At 65.0% G+C, this 17,837-nt stretch carries 18 protein-coding genes and 3 pseudogenes; 14 read left to right on the plus strand and 7 right to left on the minus strand.

Going from position 1 to position 17,837, the window contains the following annotated elements:
* Window positions 1-658, plus strand: a 658-nt coding sequence (locus VKI00_RS26540) for an anhydro-N-acetylmuramic acid kinase (protein ID WP_324443565.1), incomplete at its 5' end; no start/stop codon positions are given.
* A gap of 112 nt (window positions 659-770) precedes the next feature.
* Complete coding sequence (locus VKI00_RS26545) at window positions 771-1,133, plus strand: hypothetical protein (RefSeq protein ID WP_324443567.1); 363 nt, start codon at window positions 771-773, stop codon at window positions 1,131-1,133.
* On the opposite strand, the gene VKI00_RS26550 is transcribed toward VKI00_RS26545, so the two are convergent.
* Both VKI00_RS26550 and VKI00_RS26555 read right to left on the minus strand, forming a co-directional pair.
* Window positions 1,130-2,101, minus strand: coding sequence for a serine hydrolase domain-containing protein (locus tag VKI00_RS26550; protein ID WP_324443569.1), 972 nt, complete (start codon window positions 2,099-2,101; stop codon window positions 1,130-1,132). The two genes, VKI00_RS26545 and VKI00_RS26550, sit on opposite strands and share 4 nt — an antisense overlap.
* On the minus strand, window positions 2,098-2,760 hold the full coding sequence (locus tag VKI00_RS26555) for a TetR/AcrR family transcriptional regulator (protein ID WP_324443571.1): 663 nt from the start codon (window positions 2,758-2,760) through the stop codon (window positions 2,098-2,100). The genes VKI00_RS26550 and VKI00_RS26555 overlap by 4 nt, the downstream gene beginning before the upstream one ends.
* Before the next feature lie 104 nt (window positions 2,761-2,864).
* On the opposite strand from VKI00_RS26555, the gene VKI00_RS26560 reads away from it, so the two are divergent.
* On the plus strand, window positions 2,865-4,427 hold the full coding sequence (locus tag VKI00_RS26560; RefSeq protein WP_324443573.1) for a PE-PPE domain-containing protein: 1,563 nt from the start codon (window positions 2,865-2,867) through the stop codon (window positions 4,425-4,427).
* Window position 4,428: 1 nt separating this feature from the next.
* On the opposite strand, the gene VKI00_RS26565 is transcribed toward VKI00_RS26560, so the two are convergent.
* Window positions 4,429-5,304, minus strand: coding sequence for an alpha/beta hydrolase family esterase (locus VKI00_RS26565; protein WP_324443575.1), 876 nt, complete (start codon window positions 5,302-5,304; stop codon window positions 4,429-4,431).
* A gap of 65 nt (window positions 5,305-5,369) precedes the next feature.
* Here VKI00_RS26565 and VKI00_RS26570 point away from each other — a divergent pair, with 65 nt between their 5' ends.
* The 3 genes from VKI00_RS26570 (at window position 5,370) to VKI00_RS26580 (ending at window position 10,087) form a co-directional block, all read left to right on the plus strand.
* Window positions 5,370-7,049 carry a patatin-like phospholipase family protein gene (locus VKI00_RS26570; RefSeq protein WP_324443577.1) on the plus strand — a complete coding sequence of 560 codons (1,680 nt, stop codon included), beginning with the start codon at window positions 5,370-5,372 and terminating at the stop codon, window positions 7,047-7,049.
* 103 nt (window positions 7,050-7,152) lie between these two features.
* Entirely contained in the window at window positions 7,153-8,535 is a 1,383-nt protein-coding gene (locus VKI00_RS26575) for a serine hydrolase domain-containing protein (protein ID WP_324443579.1), read from the plus strand.
* A gap of 217 nt (window positions 8,536-8,752) precedes the next feature.
* The gene (locus VKI00_RS26580) at window positions 8,753-10,087 is read left to right on the plus strand and encodes a PE-PPE domain-containing protein (protein ID WP_324443581.1); all 1,335 of its coding nucleotides are present in this window, start codon (window positions 8,753-8,755) and stop codon (window positions 10,085-10,087) included.
* A gap of 327 nt (window positions 10,088-10,414) precedes the next feature.
* Here the strand turns inward: VKI00_RS26580 and VKI00_RS26585 are convergent, their stop codons facing one another.
* Entirely contained in the window at window positions 10,415-11,128 is a 714-nt protein-coding gene (locus VKI00_RS26585; protein ID WP_324443583.1) for a TVP38/TMEM64 family protein, read from the minus strand.
* Between the two features lie 47 nt (window positions 11,129-11,175).
* Between VKI00_RS26585 and VKI00_RS26590 the strand changes: the two genes are divergently transcribed.
* Window positions 11,176-12,111: a class I SAM-dependent methyltransferase gene (locus VKI00_RS26590; protein ID WP_324443585.1), complete on the plus strand. Its 936-nt coding sequence runs from the start codon at window positions 11,176-11,178 to the stop codon at window positions 12,109-12,111.
* Between the two features lie 401 nt (window positions 12,112-12,512).
* Here VKI00_RS26590 and VKI00_RS26595 read toward each other — a convergent pair whose 3' ends face one another.
* A complete protein-coding gene (locus VKI00_RS26595) occupies window positions 12,513-13,388 on the minus strand; it encodes an NYN domain-containing protein (protein WP_324443587.1) in 876 nt (291 codons plus the stop codon).
* A gap of 110 nt (window positions 13,389-13,498) precedes the next feature.
* On the opposite strand from VKI00_RS26595, the gene VKI00_RS26600 reads away from it, so the two are divergent.
* On the plus strand, window positions 13,499-13,867 hold the full coding sequence (locus VKI00_RS26600; RefSeq protein ID WP_324443589.1) for an STAS/SEC14 domain-containing protein: 369 nt from the start codon (window positions 13,499-13,501) through the stop codon (window positions 13,865-13,867).
* Between the two features lie 2 nt (window positions 13,868-13,869).
* On the opposite strand, the gene VKI00_RS26605 is transcribed toward VKI00_RS26600, so the two are convergent.
* Window positions 13,870-14,013 (minus strand): hypothetical protein, encoded by a 144-nt coding sequence (locus VKI00_RS26605; RefSeq protein ID WP_324443591.1) that lies wholly within the window; start codon window positions 14,011-14,013, stop codon window positions 13,870-13,872.
* Window positions 14,014-14,069: 56 nt separating this feature from the next.
* Here VKI00_RS26605 and VKI00_RS26610 point away from each other — a divergent pair, with 56 nt between their 5' ends.
* The 4 genes and pseudogenes from VKI00_RS26610 (at window position 14,070) to VKI00_RS26625 (ending at window position 15,822) form a co-directional block, all read left to right on the plus strand.
* Window positions 14,070-14,462, plus strand: coding sequence for a MarR family winged helix-turn-helix transcriptional regulator (locus VKI00_RS26610; protein ID WP_324443593.1), 393 nt, complete (start codon window positions 14,070-14,072; stop codon window positions 14,460-14,462).
* Window positions 14,459-14,672 (plus strand): annotated as a pseudogene (locus VKI00_RS26615) (VOC family protein). The gene VKI00_RS26610 and the pseudogene VKI00_RS26615 overlap by 4 nt, the downstream one beginning before the upstream one ends.
* Window positions 14,669-15,211, plus strand: coding sequence for a TIGR03086 family metal-binding protein (locus VKI00_RS26620; protein WP_324443595.1), 543 nt, complete (start codon window positions 14,669-14,671; stop codon window positions 15,209-15,211). The pseudogene VKI00_RS26615 and the gene VKI00_RS26620 overlap by 4 nt, the downstream one beginning before the upstream one ends.
* Before the next feature lie 38 nt (window positions 15,212-15,249).
* Window positions 15,250-15,822: a TIGR03086 family metal-binding protein gene (locus VKI00_RS26625; protein ID WP_324443597.1), complete on the plus strand. Its 573-nt coding sequence runs from the start codon at window positions 15,250-15,252 to the stop codon at window positions 15,820-15,822.
* A 3-nt stretch (window positions 15,823-15,825) separates the two neighbouring features.
* On the opposite strand, the gene VKI00_RS26630 is transcribed toward VKI00_RS26625, so the two are convergent.
* Complete coding sequence (locus VKI00_RS26630) at window positions 15,826-16,716, minus strand: SCO6745 family protein (RefSeq protein WP_324443599.1); 891 nt, start codon at window positions 16,714-16,716, stop codon at window positions 15,826-15,828.
* Window positions 16,717-16,905: 189 nt separating this feature from the next.
* Between VKI00_RS26630 and VKI00_RS26635 the strand changes: the two are divergent.
* Both VKI00_RS26635 and VKI00_RS26640 read left to right on the plus strand, forming a co-directional pair.
* Window positions 16,906-17,289: pseudogene (locus VKI00_RS26635) on the plus strand (DUF4070 domain-containing protein); the annotation flags it as partial.
* Between the two features lie 283 nt (window positions 17,290-17,572).
* A pseudogene (locus tag VKI00_RS26640) lies at window positions 17,573-17,837 on the plus strand (triacylglycerol lipase); the annotation flags it as partial.

A 17,837-nucleotide genomic window follows, 5' to 3' on the forward strand; every position in this document is an offset into this window, starting at 1 on the left:
CGACGACCTGTGGCTGCGGGGCGAGCACACGCGCGCGGCACTCAACCTCGGCGGGATCGCGAACGTGACGATCGTCCGCCGCGGCCGTCCCCCGCTCGCATTCGACACCGGCCCGGCCAACTGCCTGCTCGACGAGGCGGCGCGCCGCACGACCGGGCGGCCAAGCGACGAGGATGGTCGGCTTGCTGCGCGCGGCACGCCGGACGCTGCGCTCCTCCAACGTCTACTCGACGATCCCTACTATGCGCTCGCGCCGCCGAAATCGACTGGCCGCGAGCACTTCCGCCTGCACGACTTGCCCGATCTCGGGCCCGAGGACCTGCTGGCAACGCTGACGGAGCTAACCGCGATCACCGTCGCCGACGCGCTCGCGCCGTACGGGCCCGCCGAGGTCGTTGCGTCCGGAGGTGGCGTCCGCAACCCGACGCTGCTCGCCGCGCTCGAGCGCCGCATTCCGATCACCGTCAGCGACGAGCACGGCCTGCCTGCGCAGGCCAAGGAGGCGTACTTGATGGCGCTGATCGGCTTCCTCGCCTGGTACCAGGTGCCGCTGCTAACCGGACCGCATGTGCTCGGACGCATCTCGCCCGGCGATGCGCCGCTCGCGCTCCCGGCGCCTGCCGGCCCGCCCACCGGCCTGCTCATCCGAACGGTGTGAAGCCGATCCCCCCTTCAGCCCGCGGGGGCGCATGCGGGACGCGATCGCCGGGACATGCGGGCGTGTTCGGCATACGCTGCCATCGGGGGCGGACGGCAATACGGAGAGAAGAATGTGCTCAACGATTCGCGCTTCGGCCGTAGTCGTTGCATGCGTAGCGACGGCCGCGCTCGCACCACCAGCCGTCGCTGACCCGGACGACCCGATCCCCGGTAACGGCGTCTTTGTAGTCGGGCCTGATATTGCGCCGGGCCTTTACCGAACGGCCGGTTCGGCGTCGACGTTCGGGGTCTGGATCAACAATGTGCCGACCCAGGATTCGATGTGCGCGTGGTTCACCTACGGCACGCCCGATGCGAACAAAGACCATGTGCTCCAGACGAATATGTCTGTCGGTCCGATGTTCGCGAACATCAATACGACGGTGAAGGCCTTCGAGTCGCATAACTGCCAACCCTGGACGCGGGTCCCCTAAGCCGTCTCGGCGATTTCCAGCGCGAGCGGGTACGGCTCGGGCTCGTTGCGGTTGGTCAGGACGACCACCGTCATGTGCCGCTTCGGGTAGCGCACGATCACATTGCGGAACCCCACCGATTCGCCGGAGTGCCATAGCGTTTCGCCGGTGATGCGCCAGCCGTAGCCGTACTCGATCGCGGGATCGTCGGTGTGCGTGGCGGGTGTGAACGCCGCCCGCAACGAGCTCGGCTGCAGCAGGCGCCCGTCGTAGAGCGCGGCATCCCATTTCGCGAGATCGTCAATGGACGAATAGATTCCGCCGTCGCCTAGCACCGCGCTCGTCTGGTCTTGGTCGGTGCGGTTCCAGCGGCCGGCCACTTCGGTGTAGCCGAACGCGCGATTGTGCACCGTCGAGATACCTTCCTCGTGCGTCACGGTGTTGTGCATGCCGAGCGGTTGAAAGATGCGTTCGCGCAGGAACGTGGCGAAGGGCTTCCCCGATGCCCGCTGCACGATCAGTGCCAGCAATGCATAGCCGCTGTTGCTGTACCGGTAGCCGGCGCCAGCACGAAAGTAGGTGCGATCCTGCGTTTCCAGCAGCCGCAGCACATCCGCGTCGTGCAATTGCGCAGCGAAGCCTTTCGGGATTACCGCTTCGTAGTCGATGAGCCCCGACGTGTGGGTGAGCAGGTGGCGAATCGTCACCGTCTCGGCGGCCTTCGGCAGCGACGGCAGCCAGTTGTTGCCGGGGTCATCGAGCGTGAGGCGCCCGTCCTCGGCCAGCAGCAGGATGCTCGCGGCAGTGAATTGCTTGGTGACCGATGCGAGCCGGTAGTTGGTCTCAGGCGTGGCGGGCGTGTCCGTTTCCAGGTCCGCGAGGCCGTAGCCTGCGCGCACGACCGGCTGACCGTCGCGCAGCACGAGCACGGCCGCGCCCGGCACGTCGCCGACGTAGTTGTGCAGCAGCGCATCGACTTTCGGCTTCATCGGCCGCGGGCGTGGATTCCGGCCTCGACGACCAGCATGAACGTTGTCAGTTCGGAGATGAGGTCGTCGAATGTCCGGGACCGTGGCGGATCGGCCTCGTGTAGCCAGTCGGTGACGGTTTCGAACAGTCCGCCAACGGTGGCGACCGCCAGCGCGCGATAGTCGATCTCGCCGCTGGGATGGTTGCGTCGCCAGAACGCCTCGATGAACGACGCCGCCCAGCGCCGATTCTCCCACCGCTGGGCCTCGACCCGCGGCGAAATACCCGCCGCCACACCAAAAGTCACCATCGCGACGCGGGGGTCGTCGACCAGTGTGTGCGCGAACGCGGACAACACCCGACGCACGGTTTCTTCTTCGTCGGCATCGATAGACTCCCGCATCGCTTGCGCCACTTGGTCTTCGATGCGTTCGGAGACCTGGCGCAGCAGCGCCAAGTAGCAATCCTCCTTGGTGTCGAACAGGTCGTAGAACGCCTTGTTGCCGACGTAGGCGGTCTGGCAGATCTCCTCGATCGACGTGTTGGCGTACCCGTCGCGGGCGAACAACTCGAACGCCGCCGCCAGGAGTTGTTCCCGACGCTGCGCGCGGCGCTGTTCGGCGTCCAGGCCGCGGATCCTGCGCGGGCGGGGTTGCACGGACGTGCGCGGTGCTGCCATGGCGCCGAATTCTAGCGCCGATGTCCCTTTCGGCAAGAGCTCTTGTTTCTAACTGGCCAACGTGTTGTAATTTCCGTCACAGTTGCTCAAGCGGGGGAGACGCCATGCCGGGCCGCAAAGTCGCAGCCACGTTCGTGCTCGCGGTCGTCAGCGCCCTCGTCGCGGTCCCGTCCTCGTCGTCCCACTACCAAGTACGCCTGACCAGCGTCGACAACGCCGATTCGCCGCTCGGCGACGGCACCGCGTTGATCTTCGGCACCAGCGGGACGCCGGTCGCGAGCCCCGGCTACCAAGAGGCCGTCGAGCAGTTGTATCTGGACCCGCGCGGCTTCGACGGCACCGTCCAAGCGCCGTTCACGCCCGAGGGGTTGTATCCGGTTACCGGTGTGCACTCGCTGCTCGTCGACACCTCGTTCGCGCAGGAGGAACAGATTCTGGACGCCGCGATCCAGAGCCAAATCGCCGCCGGGGGAGTGGACGCCGCCAACCCGGTAGTGGTCTTCGGCTGGTCGCAGAGCGCGGACTTCTCCGGGCTGACCGAGCCGGAACTCGCCGCCCAAGGCGTGCCCAGCGATGACGTGCACTTCATCATGGTCGGCGATGCCAGCAATCCCGACGGCGGCTTGCTGGAACGCTTCGATATTCCTGCCGGTTCTGATCCGTCGGTCCCGAGCCTGGGTATCACGTTCGACGGCGCCACGCCGTCCGACCTGTACCCGACCGATATCTACACCAACGAATACGATGGTTTCGCCGACTTCCCCAAGTACCCAATCGATTTCCCGTCCGACCTCAACGCGTTCTTGGGGATCTTGTTCGACCACATCACCTATCTCGACCCGGATCCCGGCCAGCTCGCGGACGCCATCCAACTGCCGACGTCGACGGCCGACACGCTGACCAACTACTACATGGTTCCCGAGGATCTGCCGCTGCTGGACCCGCTGCGGCTCATCCCCATCATCGGCAACCCGCTGGCCGACCTGCTGCAGCCCGACATGTCGGTGCTGGTCAACTATGGCTACGGCAGCATTGACGACGGGTGGAGCCCCGGAGATGCCGATGTGGCCAGCCCGATGGGGTTCCTTCCGACCGACCTCAACTTGAGCGATGTCTTCACGGCCTTGGTCAACGGGATCCCGCAAGGCATCACCGCCGCCATCAAGGACTTGGAGGATCCCGCTGATTACCAAGTCATTTCGTCCATTCTGGACAACCCGATAACCAATCAGCTGATCAGCATTGCGCACACGCAGGGCTTCACCGACGCCACCAACCTGCAGACGCTGCTGAACATCCCGGCGCTGCTCGGCGTTGCACAGAACGCGTTGGGCGGGTTCGACAATTTCCCGATTTCGGACGCGACACTGCTCTCGTCACCGACCGACCTCCTCGACGATCTCAGCGCCACCCTGTCGACTGACTACGCGACGCTGGTGCCCGTCGCCGACACCGTCAACGCACTGCTCACCAGCCTGCCCTCCTACGACGTCAGTCTTTTCACCGATCAGCTCGAGGCCGGGAATCTGCTTGGCGCCATTGGTGATCCGATCGCCGCCGACCTTGCGCTGGTGCCGTTCGCCATCGGCTACGGCGCAGCCGCGCCCATCTTGGAAGCGGCCGCAGGCACGCTGATCAATCTCGTGGACCTGATCCCGGGGCTCTAGTTCAGGCAGGGTGGGCCGCGAAGAACTGCCAGATGGTCTGGGTGGCCTTCAGCGCGTGCGTTGCCGTGCCGAATTTCTCGAGGAAGGTGGTACCGCCGGGCCACTGGTGTCGGCCGCCGTCGACGGTGATCAATTCGACGCTGCGGTTGTCGGCGCACGCGGCGGTCGACGTGGTGAGCGGCGGCTTGATGGTGACAGCGGGTTTGCCGCACTGGTCGACTTTGCGCCAGAACGCGTTGACGTCGGGTATCGACGGGCCGTTGACGGTGCTCGCGCCCTGCCCGCCGGTGTAGGGAACCAGCCGGTCGGCGGTGCCGTGGATATGGATCACCGACGTCGGGTGCGGGGCGGTGCACGCGTCGAGCATGGTGGCCGCATCCGGGCCGATGGCGGCAAAGATGCCGGTGTTGCAGGCCAGCGCGTAGCTCATGATGCCGCCGTTGCTGATCCCGGTGGCATAGACCCGCGACGGGTCGATCGGCATGGCGGCGCTGATCTGCCCGACCATCGCGGTGATAAAGCCGACGTCGTCGATGTTCTCCCGAGCGGACTTGCCGCAGCAGCCGTGCGCATTCCAGGTCTGCCCGACGCCGTCGGGGTAGGCGACGACGAACTTCGCCGAGTCGGCCAATTGATCCCAGCCATAAGAGTTTTCGGCCTGCTGGCCGTCGCCGAACGCGCCGTGCAGCATCACCACCAGCGGTGCCGCCGCGGTCAGGGCCGCCGGCTTGTGGATCCGGTAGGTGCGGTCCAGCCCGCCGAACGACATCGTGTGCACACTGGTGCCGTCCGGCAGCGGCGTTTCCGCCCGATGCCCGCCAGAACACCCCGACAGGGCGAGCAGCAGGCCGAGCAGGACGGTCAGCCGAACGAGCACGCATATAACCTACTGGTTGGACGCCGGTGTGCGGCTACTTCCGCGAAGCGACCAAACTAGTGCGCATGCAGATCCCGTTCGCCGACGCGGTGCTCAGCCGCCTTAGCCGCCGCGACGCCGGGCTCGAACTCATCGAGGAGATCGAAGACGAGGCGGTCGAATCCGTCGACGCCGCCGATCTGCCGGCGGCCGAGCCGGCTCTGCTTTTGCAGAGAATGGAAAACCGGCTGATCCGGCATCAGCTCGCCGAGCCCGACGTGCTGAGCGCCGAGGAGCTGCGCAAGCTGCGCTACATCCTCAACTTCGTCCGACTTGCCGACTTCGAGCCGGGTGCGGCGGGCCCAGGCGGCAGCCGCGGGCGCGGCGACGTCTCGGTCGGCGGCGAAATCGCGCCGTGGCGGTCCCGGGTCGCCGACGCGCTGTACGGACCGCTGCGCGAGGAGCCCGATCCCGTCACCGCGTTGCAGACGGCGCGCGATGCGCTGGCCGGCCTGGCCGCCGACCAGGACGACCAACGGCGAGTGCTGATCGAGCGGCACGGAAACGACTTCTCCCCAGCGGAATTGGACGCCGAGGTCGGCTACAAGAAGCTCGTCACGATCCTCGGCGGCGGGGGTGGCGCGGGTTTCGTCTACATCGGCGGTATGCAGCGGCTGCTGGACGCCGGCCAGCTGCCCGACTACATGATCGGTGCGTCGATCGGCTCGATCCTGGGCAGCCTGGTGGCCCGCGAGCTGCCGGTGCCGATCGAGGAGTACATCGCCTGGGCGAAGACGGTGTCCTACCGCGCCATCCTCGGGCCCGAACGGCTGCGCCGTCGCCACGGCCTGGCCGGCATGTTCGCGTTGCGCTTCGACCAGTTCGCCCAGGCCATGCTCAGCCGCGCAGACGGCCAACGAATGCGCATGTCGGACTTGGCGATTCCGTTCGACATCGTGATCGCGGGTGTGCGCAGGCAACCGTATACGGCGCTGCCGTCACGGTTCCGCCGTCCCGCATTAGCGGCATTGCAGCTGCGATCGCTGCCGTTTCGCCCGATCGGCATCGGCCCGGTGGTGGGCATGCGGATGTGGCAAGTGGCCGCCTTCATCGACCTGCGGGTCGTCACACCGATCATCGTCGGCGGCGACGACCCCGCCCGCGACTTCGACGTCGTCGACGCGGCGTCGTTCTCGGCGGCCATTCCCGGTGTGCTGCACCACGAAACGAGCGACCCGCGGATGATCCCGATCCTCGACGATCTTTTCGAAGAGAAGGACGTCGCGGCGCTCGTCGACGGCGGTACGGCAAGCAACGTCCCGATCGAACTGGCGTGGAAGCGCGTCCGCGACGGCAGGCTGGGCACCCGCAATGCGTGCTACCTGGCTTTCGATTGCTTTCACCCGCAATGGGATCCGCGACACCTGTGGCTGGTGCCGATCACCCAGGCAATCCAGCTGCAGATGATACGTAACCTGCCCTACGCCGATCACCTCGTCCGTTTCGAGCCCACGCTGTCGCCGGCGAACCTGGCGCCGTCGGTGGTGTCGATCGACCGTGCGAGCCGATGGGGACGCGACAGTGTCGACAAGGCGATCCCGGTGACGACGGCGCTGTTGCAGCCGACGTGGTGGGAAGGTGACGGGCCGCCGGCCGCCAAGCCCAAGAAACCGCCGAAGTCAGTGGCATCGCCGATGAGCTCGGTGATGGCCGCGATTCAGTTGCCGACGAGTCGCTTCGCCCGGTGGCGGGACCGCCTGACATGACGTCCGGTCTACGCTGGCGCAAGTGCGAAAGGCCGCCGCTGTTGGAGTTGCCTTGCTCGTGCTTGCTGCGGCGGCCTCGGCCAGGTATGTGGACCACACAGCGATGAGCGGCAGGCAGCCAGGCGCTACTCCCACAACCGAATTCGCAACTGTTTCCAAGCTGATGAACGATGCGATCGCGGCCGACAAGCTGCCGGGTGGCGTGGTGGTGATTGGGCATGGCGGCCGGGTCGTCTTCCAGCGCGCTTATGGCTCGCGCAAACTTGCCGGCGAACCGGGGCTTGATGGATCGCCCGGACCTGCCGAGCCGATGACCGAAGACACCATCTTCGACATCGCGTCGTTGACGAAGTGTCTCGCGACGGCGACTGCCGTCCTGCAGCTTTACGAGCAAGGCAAGGTTGTGTTCGACGATCCCGTGCAGAAGTATCTGCCGGACTTCAACACGGCCAACGATCCACGACGTGCACAGGTGACGCTTCGCATGTTGCTGACGCACACGTCAGGCGAACCGATAGACGTCGACCTCAAAGATCCGTGGGGACTCGATGGCGGCGACAAACCAGAAGGCATTCGTCGTGCGCTGAGCATGCCGCTGCAGTCGGGTCCCGGTGAGGTGTTCCGCTACGCCGACATCAACTACATTCTGCTCGGCGCGCTGATCGAGAAGCTCACCGGTGAGGCCGAAGATGTTTACGTTCAGCACAACGTATTTGAGCCGCTCGGCATGGCAGAGACCCGCTATCTTCCGCCGGCCAAAGCATGCGGGCCACACACGATCAGGGGAGCCGCGATTGGATGGGCTCCCGCGCCGAAAGGGCGTGAGCTGGTCGCCTGTCCCGCAGACACCTGGAGCACCAGTCTTCTGCCGCGCATCGCACCGACGGCCATCGACGACCAAAGCAACGCCGATCCGGCCAAGAATCCCGATTTTGGTTACCTGCTTCGGGGCACCGTGCATGACCCGACAACGCGTCGCATGGGGGGAGTGGCCGGGCATGCCGGGGTGTTCTCAACAGCACACGATGCCAGCCTCTTCGCGCAGGCCCTGCTTGATCGACTTGCCAACCGCCCCAGCAAGTTTCCGCTGAAGCAAGCGACTGTGGAGTTGATGACGACTCCTCAGCAGCCCGGACATACGCCTCAACAGGTCGACGAGGCGAACGATGCGGCCCGAGAAGCCATCGCAGCGACCCCGAACACAACCGATCCGCTGCTCGCCCCGAGCTATCCGGCGATCGAGGGACAAAACCTGTTTGGGTTTGGCTGGGATATCGATACGGACTTTTCCAAGCCGCGAGGGCTGATCTTTCCGGTCGGCAGCTTCGGCCACACCGGCTTCACCGGAACCTCGATGTGGATGGACCCGGGCTCGGACAGCTACGTCATTCTGCTCGCGAACTCGATCCATCAGCGAAGCAGTCCACCGATCTCGCAGCTGCGCGGTGACGTGGCCACGGCGGCGGCCCAGGCCCTGCGTATCTAAATCAGTGCTGCTTGGCTTCGGTGAAAGGCGCTTAGACGCGGTCATGGTCGTCGAGGTTGTAGGGCAGAGGTATTCTCCCCTGGCATCTATATCGGTTCTGATACCGACAATCCGCGCTTAAACAGCGCATTTTCGACGAGTCAAGGCGAGAGCCCGTCGTTCTCAGAAATTCTTAAGGTAGATTTGTCGCGGTCTCATCTTCTTTTCAGGGGTCGCCATGAGGCTTAATCGGCGGGTTTGCCGCTCGCTCGTCATCGCGTCGATCGCTGGCGCTTCGATGCTGCTGCTGGCGCTGATGTCGATGATCTCGGTCCCGATGTCGCGGGCAGACAACCCAGAAGACGCTTTGAATGCGTTGATGATGGGCGGCACGGCTTCGCCGACTCCCAGCAGTGAGTGGCAGGACAGAATCATCACCGACTACATCGACCCCACCACTGGCGCCAACTACTCCCCGGTGCTGGTCCCCACGCCAGAATCGCAGGCCAGCACTTCAATTCCGGCCGGTCTAGTGGACCTGCAGGCCGCGATGGCGCAGCAGCAAGCGGCGGATCCCGGCCAGCCCTACCTCGTTGAAGGTTATTCGCAGAGCGCGGTGATCGCGATTGACGAGAAACTCGCGCTCATACAGGCTGGACAGCCGCCACCTGATGTGACTTTTTTGGTGCTGGGCTCGAGTAACCGTCCCGATGGCGGGCTGCTAGAGCGGTTTGCGGGTTTGGATATCCCGGGAGTCGTGGGGCGGATGCCTTTCAATGGCGCCGAGCCGACCGACGCCGGCATCCCCACCATCGATATTGCGAACCAGTACGACCCTGTCGCTGATTTCCCGCAATTTCCGATCAACCCGGTGGCCGACTTGAACGCCCTCTTCGGCCTCGCCTACGCGCACGCCGCCTACGGGGGCGGCTTCCTTCCCGAGGAGATTTCGGCGCTCTGGCCGCCCACGGCACCTGCCTCGGCACCCGTGGAAGGGCCTTTTGCGGACCAATATGTGCTTGGGTCCACCGAGATTGTCAAACAGGTCGACGGCGATACCACGTTCTATTTCATTCCGACCACCGAGTTGCCGCTGCTAGATCCCCTGCGGAGCTTGGGTGTGCCCGAATCGCTGCTCAACATCGGCCAACCGGCGCTGCAGGTAATCGTCGAAGCCGGCTACGACAGGTCCATTCCGTTCGGAGACCCGACGCCGGCGGAGCTGATTCCGACGATCGACCCATTCACCTTCCTCCTCGAGTTCGCCAACGGCGTCGTCCAGGGCGCCGACAACGCGTTTGAGTTGTTCGGCGCGCACCTGCCGGGATTCAGCGACCTAGAAAGTTTTTTCGCCTCGGCCGAGGCGTGGTCCACCGAGCAGATCGGCGTGCCCTACGACCAAGTCGTCACCGAACTCAACAACGACTTCAACCCGTTCACCCTCTTCACTGCCGTGGAGGGACCGATAGGGCAGGACATCCAAAACCTGTTGCTGGAGACCGGCATTCAGCAGGATCTGCTGGACCCGATCCTCGGGCTCATCGGGCCCCTTGGTGGGCTGATCACGAGCTGAATTCCTCACTGTCTAGCTGCACTTTTTCATGACATCGGTCGCGCGGGCGACCGTACTCCCAGTGATGCCGACTCGGACTAGCACCGTGCCCTGAAGCTGGACTTTGAGCTGGCCGCGACCGGCGAGCTCCGGCCTGCCGGCCGGTTAAACAGGTCGCCATTCGGCCCTGGGCCAAATAAATCTCATCGCCGTGGACCAGTTCTGGGAATCCGGTCAACAGCAATGTCGACGCTGGCGGTTGCCGCCGAAATTCGCTCAGAGAGGCGGGCAATTCGGTTCGGTGGCGTTACAGGTGAAACGTATGTGACGGGCCGCGGGCCGACGCCATCAGCGCGCCTCGGCTTCCGTTTCCGACTCTTCGCCGCTGCCATGCCCACGCCACTTCCGAAAGCCGCGATGCGCGGCGAAAGCGCCGACGACAGCGGTCACGCACCACACCCCGATCGCCGTGTATGCCAACACCGGCGACCGGTTGCCGATCGAGGCGCCCAGCGCCGTGTAGACGAACGCTCGCGGCACCGAACCGATAAAAGCGCCAACAGCCATCTGCCACAATGGAACTCCGAACGCTCCGAACGCGTAGGAGGCCAGCGCATCCGATAGGCCGGGGATGAAGCGCTGGCCGACCACCGCCCACAGCCCGCGTCGCTCGATCAGCGCATCGATGCGATCCGCGCGGGACGCTCCTAGCAGTGCCCGCGCGCTGTCGCGGCTGGCCCGACGGCCCAGCAGGCTCGCGACGACTGCGGTGCCGACCGTCGCGCCCAGCGTCACGAACACACCGAGGACCGGCCCGAACAGCAGCCCGCTGCTGGCGGCCAGGATCGGGCCGGGTACGAAGATCGCGCCGAGGATGGCCGACAGCACGATGTAGGTCAGCGGCGCCGCCGGCCCCGTCGCCTTGACCGTGCGCCGCACGTCCTCGATGTTCACCACGTGCTTGACGGCCAGCAGATAGAACAGCACCACTAGGAAAGCCGCGAACACGGCCAGCCGCACGATGTGGCGTCGTCGCGATGCCGGCGCCGAACTGTCGGTCATGGTGACCGCGATTCTTCCGTACGGGGACTCACGTAGGGTTCTTTGGCGTGAGAACCGATGACGACAGCTGGGAAATCACCGAAAGTGTCGGCGCGACGGCGCTCGGTGTGGCCGCGGCCCGCGCCGCGGAAACCGAGAGCGACGATCCGCTGATCAGCGATCCGTTCGCGCGGGTTTTCCTCGACACCGTTGGCGACGGCGTGTGGAGCTGGTTCGGCGCTCCTGACCTGCCCGCTGAGGTCGTCGAAGCCGAACCCGCGCTGCCGGTGCGGCAGAGGTCGATGGTCAGCTATTTCGCTTCGCGGACCAAGTTTTTCGACACGTTCTTCCTCGACGCCACCAACGCGGGCATCCATCAGGTAGTGATCCTGGCGGCCGGTCTGGACGCGCGGTCCTGGCGGTTGCCGTGGCCTGATGGAGTGACGGTCTTCGAGCTCGACCAGCCTAGGGTGTTGGACTTCAAAGCCTCGACGTTGCACGAGCACGGGGCCGAGCCGACCTGTCATCGGGTCGGCGTCGCGGTGGACCTGCGCCAGGATTGGCCGAAGGCCTTGCAGCAGGCCGGTTTTGATGCATCCGCGCCGAGCGCGTGGTCGGCCGAGGGTCTGCTGATGTATCTGCCGGCGACGGCCCAAGAGCTGCTATTCGACCGCATCCAAGGCCTGACCGCCACCGGCAGCCGGGTTGGCATCGAGGCGCTGGCACCCAACTTCGCCGACCCCGCGGCCGCCGCGCAGCGGCGTGAGCGCATGGAGCGCGTCCGGGCGTTGATGGCCAAGGCGGACCCGCAACGCGAAATTCCGCGCACCGACGAGCTGTGGTACTTCGAGGAGCGCGAAGACGTCGGCGACTGGTGGCGTCATCACGGTTGGCAGGTGACGGTGACGGCGTCGGACGAGCTGATGACCGGCTACGGCCGCAAGCCTCCGCAACAGATCGACGACGGCACGCCGCCGTATCTGTTCGTGTCCGCGCAGAAATAGTGAGCTGCACTGACTAGTGGGGTTGCTCGACGGCCCGTCCTCCGCTCTTGGCACCTCCCCCGGTCGGGGGCTGTATTTGTGATGGATTGTCCGGGTTCACTATTGCCGGGTTGTTCGGGCTTTCCGGCGGCGCGGCACCCGGTCCGCCCGAACCCGATTGGCAGGTTGGGCATGGCGGGGGTGGGTCGGATGGGGCGGCGTGGGCAAAGCCAATACCGAACGTTGATGCTGACAACTCAATCGCGGTAGCGATCGCCGCGGCGCCGGCCAAGCGCTTCGCGTTCATACTCGTTGTTCCTTCCAGAAATGTGCATTCACTATGCTGTCAATCGGATACCCGGGTCTCTCCGAGCCGAAACGAGATGCGGGCAATGCCCATTTGAGGTGGAGCGAAGCAAACGCTAGTTGTCGGTGCCGCGCAGTCGCACCATCCGCGTCGTCGAACTCTCGTCCAGCTCAACCAAATCCGAACGCGACCGCAGGAAGTCGCTGAAAGACTTGAATCCAAGCGACTTTTCGCTGAACGACGGGTCCATCCGCTTCATCTGCGCCTTCACCGCGGAATTGTGCAACCAGTCGGCGTCGTCCTTCTCCAATCCGATCCGCATCGCGCGCGTCAGCAGATCGGTCGCCGCTTTCTGCGGGTCGGGCGGCGGCTGCTCGTCGGCGGTCTTCGCCCGGCTGGTCCGTTTCTTCGGTGCGGCGTCGGTGGGCGCCGGTTCAGGCGCCGGAACCCCGGGCAGCGCGTCGTAGACGAGGAACTCGTCGCACGCGGCCGCCAGCGCCCGGCTCGACGAGCCGGCCACCCCGACGCCCACCACATAACGGCCGAGCCGTTTACAGCGTTGCGCCAGCGGGATGTAGTCGGAGTCGCCGGCGGCGATCACGACGTGGGTCAGGTCGGGCAGCCGGAACATGTCCTCGACCGTGTCGACGGCCAACCGGATGTCGGCCCCGTTCTTGCCATAGGCCGCCGCCGGGAACAGCTGCACCAAATCGACGGCGCGGGCAACCAGCTGTTCGCGGTAGCCGGTGTTGACGTCGGCCGACCAGTCCGCGTACGCACGGGTGAGCACCAGAGTGCCGAACGACGACGCGAAATCGATGATGGCGCCGACGTCGACGGTGGCCCGCGTCAACCGGTCCGCGTCCTTGTCGAGGCCCTTGGCCTTGTCCTTCTGGAACGAACCGCGCCCGTTGACCTGGTCGTAGCGGGAGATCACGATGTTGTCGAAGTCGAGATAGACCGCAACACGGCCCTCGCCAAGATCTGCCATAAGGCCCAGTGTTGACCATCGGCGCCCGGATTGGAGGCAATCTTCACTCGTCCCCTGACTTAGGGCATGATCGCCAGCGAGGCAATAGGGGTGCTCAGGAAGGACAATCCATGATCGAATTTCTGCCGGATATGCCGGAGGGAGTGACCGGCATTCACGTGTCGGGCCGACTGCGAGGCGACGAGCTGCGTGAGCTCAAGCCCACCGTCGAGGAGATGCTGCACACCGACGAGATCAGGATCGTCGAAGTCATCGCGCCCGACTACGAGGGCTTCGGGCCCGGCGGGTTAGTCGAGGATCTAAAGCTGGGCTTCGGCACTGTCCTGCCACATCGTTCGGCCTTCAAAAGAATCGCGATTGTGTCCGATAAGCCGTGGGTCGCTCACACCGTGCACGCGCTGGCGTGGATGATTCCCGGCGAGCTCGCTGTCTTCACGCTCGACGAGCTCGAGCGAGCCAAAGAATGGGCTGCCGGCTAGCTCTACTTCTGCAGCCAGAGTTCGACGCCAACGCCGATGAGCCGAATTTCCTTGCTCCGGAATGGAATATCGGTCAGCATCGCCTCGAGTTGTGCTGGCGTATAAGCCCGTTTCAGCAGCATGAACCGAAATGCGGCGAGGGTCATCCAGCGTTCGACCGTGCTCAGGCCACCATCGTGCGGCTGACGTCGAGCCCCGTCACGTGATACGCCCCGCCCTTTGCCATTTCAATCGCGACGTAGCCACCGATATGCAGTGCATCAACGCGCTCGAGCTCATGGGACCGTCGACCCCGGGCGAGCTGGCCCGCTTCACCGGGCTGACCACGGGTGGCGTCACGGTGATGCTCGACCGGCTGGAGAAAGGCGGCTATCTCAAGCGGGAGCCAAACCCGCGCGACCGCCGCAGCGTTCTGGTGCGTTTGAATCCCACGAAAGTCAAGAAGATGCAGGCCTTTTATGAGGAGATCAACGAGCGCATGGCGGCCCTGCTCGATGAGACGCCGGACCGTGAACTGCGTTCGGTCGTGAAGCTGTTGTCCAAAATGAAGGACTCTAGGGTGGAAGAACCGCCCCGCGACAGGAGGCAGGAATGAGCGACCACGAAGTCAAGATGATCATCTTGTCGACCGACGACCTGGATGAATCGATCCGGTTTTACAGCGAGACCCTGGGCATGGTCGTTGAAGTTTCGCGACGGCGGCGGCATCGTGAAAGGCCCGTACGACGACGCCCACGAACGCTGCGCCGTGGTCTACGACAACAAGGGCAATGGCGTGGTCTTCTACAAGCCGCTGGCCCGATGAGCAACACGGCAGTCGGCGCCAGGGCCACCGAAGCGATGGGTTTGTTCGTCGAGGCCGTAGACCAAATTCCCTCGGCGTCTTGGGATTTGCCGTCAAACCTCGAGGGCTGGAGCATCCGGGATCTGGTGGCTCACACCACTGGGACCGCGGCGAAGATCGTCGCGCTGGTCGAGGGTGCGAAGGCCTGGGAGGGATCCTCGGAGCCGGACGACTGGAAGAGCGACGATCCGGCGGGGCAGCTTCGCGGGCTGGCCGCGCGGTTGCACGACGCCCTCGCTGAAGCCGACCTCGACGCGCTGACACAGGCTCTGACGTTTCCCATCGTCGGCCTGACCATCCACAACTGGGATGTGTACCGTTCACAGCACCGGCCGCTCGAGCTGCCGGAGGACTTGTTCAGCTTTTGCCGTCAGGCGGCCGACTCGGTGCCGGAAGACGAGCTGCGTCGGCCGGGGTTGTTCGGGCCGGCGCAATCCGTGCCCGAGGACGCGACGCCGACAGACCGGCTGATGGCCTATTTCGGGCGCCCGGTCGCCTAGCGGCTAAGTCTGAAACCGATTTAGCGACAGGAGGACCGATGGACAACGCTAACGTGGGCATGTTAGCCACCGAAGCGATGGGCTTGCTCATCGAGGCGGTCGAGCAAATCCCCTCGGCGGCTTGGGATCAGCCATCCAATCTCGAGGGCTGGAGCATCCGGGATCTCGTGGGTCACGTCACTGGGAGCGCAGCGAAGGTCGTGACCCTGGTCGAGGGTGGAGACGTTTGGCAGAAGCCCTCTCAGCCGGACGACTGGAAAAGCGAGGACCCGACTGCACGGCTTCGCGAGCTGGCTGCCCGGTTGCGGGACGCCCTGCCTAACGCGGACTTCGACGCGATGCGGCCTTCGCCACAGGGTGAGGCCCCGCTGCACCGGGCGCTGACCTACCCCGTTTCCGACCTGGCTCTGCACAGCTGGGACGTCTACCGCTCACAGGGCCGGGCGGTCGAGCTGGCCGAGGAACTGCTGGCACTCTGTCGGCAGTTGGTGGAGTCGCTACCGGAAGACATGCTGCGCCGGCCGGGCGGATTCGGGCCGGCCCAACCCGTGCCCGAGGACGCGACGCCGACCGCCCAGCTGATGGCCTATCTCGGGCGCTCGGTTACCTAACGGCTAACGAGCCAAATGCGCGCTGCCGTCGTCTAATTCGTCGCGGCGCAGGCCCATCGGGGTCATCGCGGGAAGATCGCCGCCGGCGACCACGGCGCGGGTGATCGGCGTGAGCGCCTGGAACATCGCCTCCACCTCGTCGTCACTGAGCGCATCGAGCGCCGACAGCGAAAGCGCGTCGGTGCTCGACTCGATATCATCCTTCAGTTCCCGGCCGGCGGCGGTGATCGACCCGTCGTCGTTGAGCAGCCCGCGTTCGGCCAGCCGTTGTTCGTGACGACGCCACGCCTCGTCGTCGTAGTCGCGGGCGCGGGCGATGTACCCCCGCGGAATCGCGCCCGACGCGGCCTGCAGCACGTTGCATTCCCGACCCGATACCCCGGCGGCGGCCAGTACCGCTATGTGCGTGTCGCCGCGCTGCTCACGCAACAACGTAGCCGCGTGCCATAGCGCCGCCAGCGGATCGTCCGGCCACGGCAGCGCCCGATTCGCGGCGAACAGCGGTCGCCCGTCCAGCGGTGCCTGGCGCGCCGCCTTCCCCGCCAGTTCCGCTCCGACAGTGACGTTTTCATCTACGCTGAGGCCGTAGCGGCGCAGCGCCGCGACCGCGGATTCCTGCCGGGCCTGCAGTGCGGCTTCCGGGCCGGCGATCTCCCATGCCGACGGCAGCGCCTTCGCGACGCGCTCGGGGGCGAAGTTGTAGAAGATCGCGGTCACCACGTCGGGGGACACCATGCCCAGCGGTGCCGACCGGGCGGCGAAGTAGCCCATCCAGAACCCGCGATAGCCGAGCCCATCCAACGCCGCCCGCGCCTCCGGCGCAAAGTACGTCACCGCATGCACCGGCTCGAATCGATCGAAGAAGCGTCGGGCCAGCTGTGGTTCTCGGTGCACGGTCGCAGTTAACCACGCCGCCCGAAACGCGCCGCCGCGGCGTTCACGGTTGACCCTTCCTGGCTTGTTCGTCCGTAATGATTTTCGGCAACTGGTCGGCGAGTTCTTGGTGCCAGGCGATTTCAGCCCGCAGTCGGTCGAGGCGATGCTTGACCATCAGCTTTTCGGAAACCGTCAGATACGCGCGAGGAGTTGCGCGACGGGTACGTCGGCCTGATGGGCGAGCTGTACGACCCCAACTTCTACTTCGAGCGGCTCGAAAATCTCTTCCTCGCAAGGAAATTCGATTGGGGCCGGACTCGTAATGCCTACTGGCGCAAACACCCTTGGCGGAAGTGGAGGTCGCAATCGGTCGATGCGGTGCTGGCGACCGGCCTGTTCCTACGGCTGATGAAGAACATTCCGGACCCGGAGCTGCGCCGGATCTATCGCCGTCGGATGACCACCATGCTGCTGCGACGGCCCGATCCAAGCCTCTTATTCATCTGTGTGATCAAGTGCGCGATGCACTACCACCACTACACAATGTCTCGCCAGATGGCCGAACAGCACACGCTGGTGAACACGTTCTAGCGTTTGGCGCGCTTCAGCGATCTCACCAGCCCCTTTAGTCACTGGCTAAAGGACTAGTTGCTTCTGCGATTTGAATGCGCATGCGATATCAGGGCCCGGGTGATATCGCATGCGCCTTGGTTTCCAAAATGATGTGTACCCCGACTTCCTGGTGCGCAGGTGGCTGGTGTGACCTCAGCGGCGGTCGTGGTCGGGGAAGGCGCTTCGGCGTCGGCGGCCGGCGAGACGATCCTCGGCTACTGTCGCTGAAGGGTTCACAGTGGCCGTCAGTTTGGGGGAAGGTATGACCGCACCACAGCAGCCAGGTTGGTATCCCGATCGCGGCAACGCGGCTGGCATCGGGGTGGTCACGCCACAGCCAAAGGATGATCCGTTTTACTCCTACACCGGCCCCCTGGATGGCATCACGCCGGGAACGGTGCTCAAGACGCGCAGCTTTCGTTACCACATCTTCGGCTTCCCCACGCTGCTCGAGACCACCCAGCTGCTCTACCGGTCGACTAGCCAGACCGGCAAGCCGACCGTCAACGTCACCTCGGTCATTGCGC

This window comes from Mycobacterium sp. (assembly GCF_035314665.1).
Taxonomy (GTDB): Bacteria; Actinomycetota; Actinomycetes; order Mycobacteriales; family Mycobacteriaceae; genus Mycobacterium.

Excerpts from the sequence above, each read along its gene's own strand:
- VKI00_RS26560 (WP_324443573.1), top strand. The coding sequence starts at position 2,865 with ATGCCGGGCCGCAAAGTCGCAGCCACGTTCGTGCTCGCGGTCGTCAGC.
- VKI00_RS26550 (WP_324443569.1), bottom strand. The coding sequence starts at position 2,101 with ATGAAGCCGAAAGTCGATGCGCTGCTGCACAACTACGTCGGCGACGTG.
- VKI00_RS26625 (WP_324443597.1), top strand. The coding sequence starts at position 15,250 with ATGGACAACGCTAACGTGGGCATGTTAGCCACCGAAGCGATGGGCTTG.
- VKI00_RS26580 (WP_324443581.1), top strand. The coding sequence starts at position 8,753 with ATGAGGCTTAATCGGCGGGTTTGCCGCTCGCTCGTCATCGCGTCGATC.
- VKI00_RS26570 (WP_324443577.1), top strand. The coding sequence starts at position 5,370 with ATGCAGATCCCGTTCGCCGACGCGGTGCTCAGCCGCCTTAGCCGCCGC.
- VKI00_RS26575 (WP_324443579.1), top strand. The coding sequence starts at position 7,153 with ATGAGCGGCAGGCAGCCAGGCGCTACTCCCACAACCGAATTCGCAACT.
- VKI00_RS26545 (WP_324443567.1), top strand. The coding sequence starts at position 771 with ATGTGCTCAACGATTCGCGCTTCGGCCGTAGTCGTTGCATGCGTAGCG.
- VKI00_RS26620 (WP_324443595.1), top strand. The coding sequence starts at position 14,669 with ATGAGCAACACGGCAGTCGGCGCCAGGGCCACCGAAGCGATGGGTTTG.
- VKI00_RS26595 (WP_324443587.1), bottom strand. The coding sequence starts at position 13,388 with ATGGCAGATCTTGGCGAGGGCCGTGTTGCGGTCTATCTCGACTTCGAC.
- VKI00_RS26605 (WP_324443591.1), bottom strand. The coding sequence starts at position 14,013 with ATGACCCTCGCCGCATTTCGGTTCATGCTGCTGAAACGGGCTTATACG.
- VKI00_RS26585 (WP_324443583.1), bottom strand. The coding sequence starts at position 11,128 with ATGACCGACAGTTCGGCGCCGGCATCGCGACGACGCCACATCGTGCGG.
- VKI00_RS26600 (WP_324443589.1), top strand. The coding sequence starts at position 13,499 with ATGATCGAATTTCTGCCGGATATGCCGGAGGGAGTGACCGGCATTCAC.
- VKI00_RS26555 (WP_324443571.1), bottom strand. The coding sequence starts at position 2,760 with ATGGCAGCACCGCGCACGTCCGTGCAACCCCGCCCGCGCAGGATCCGC.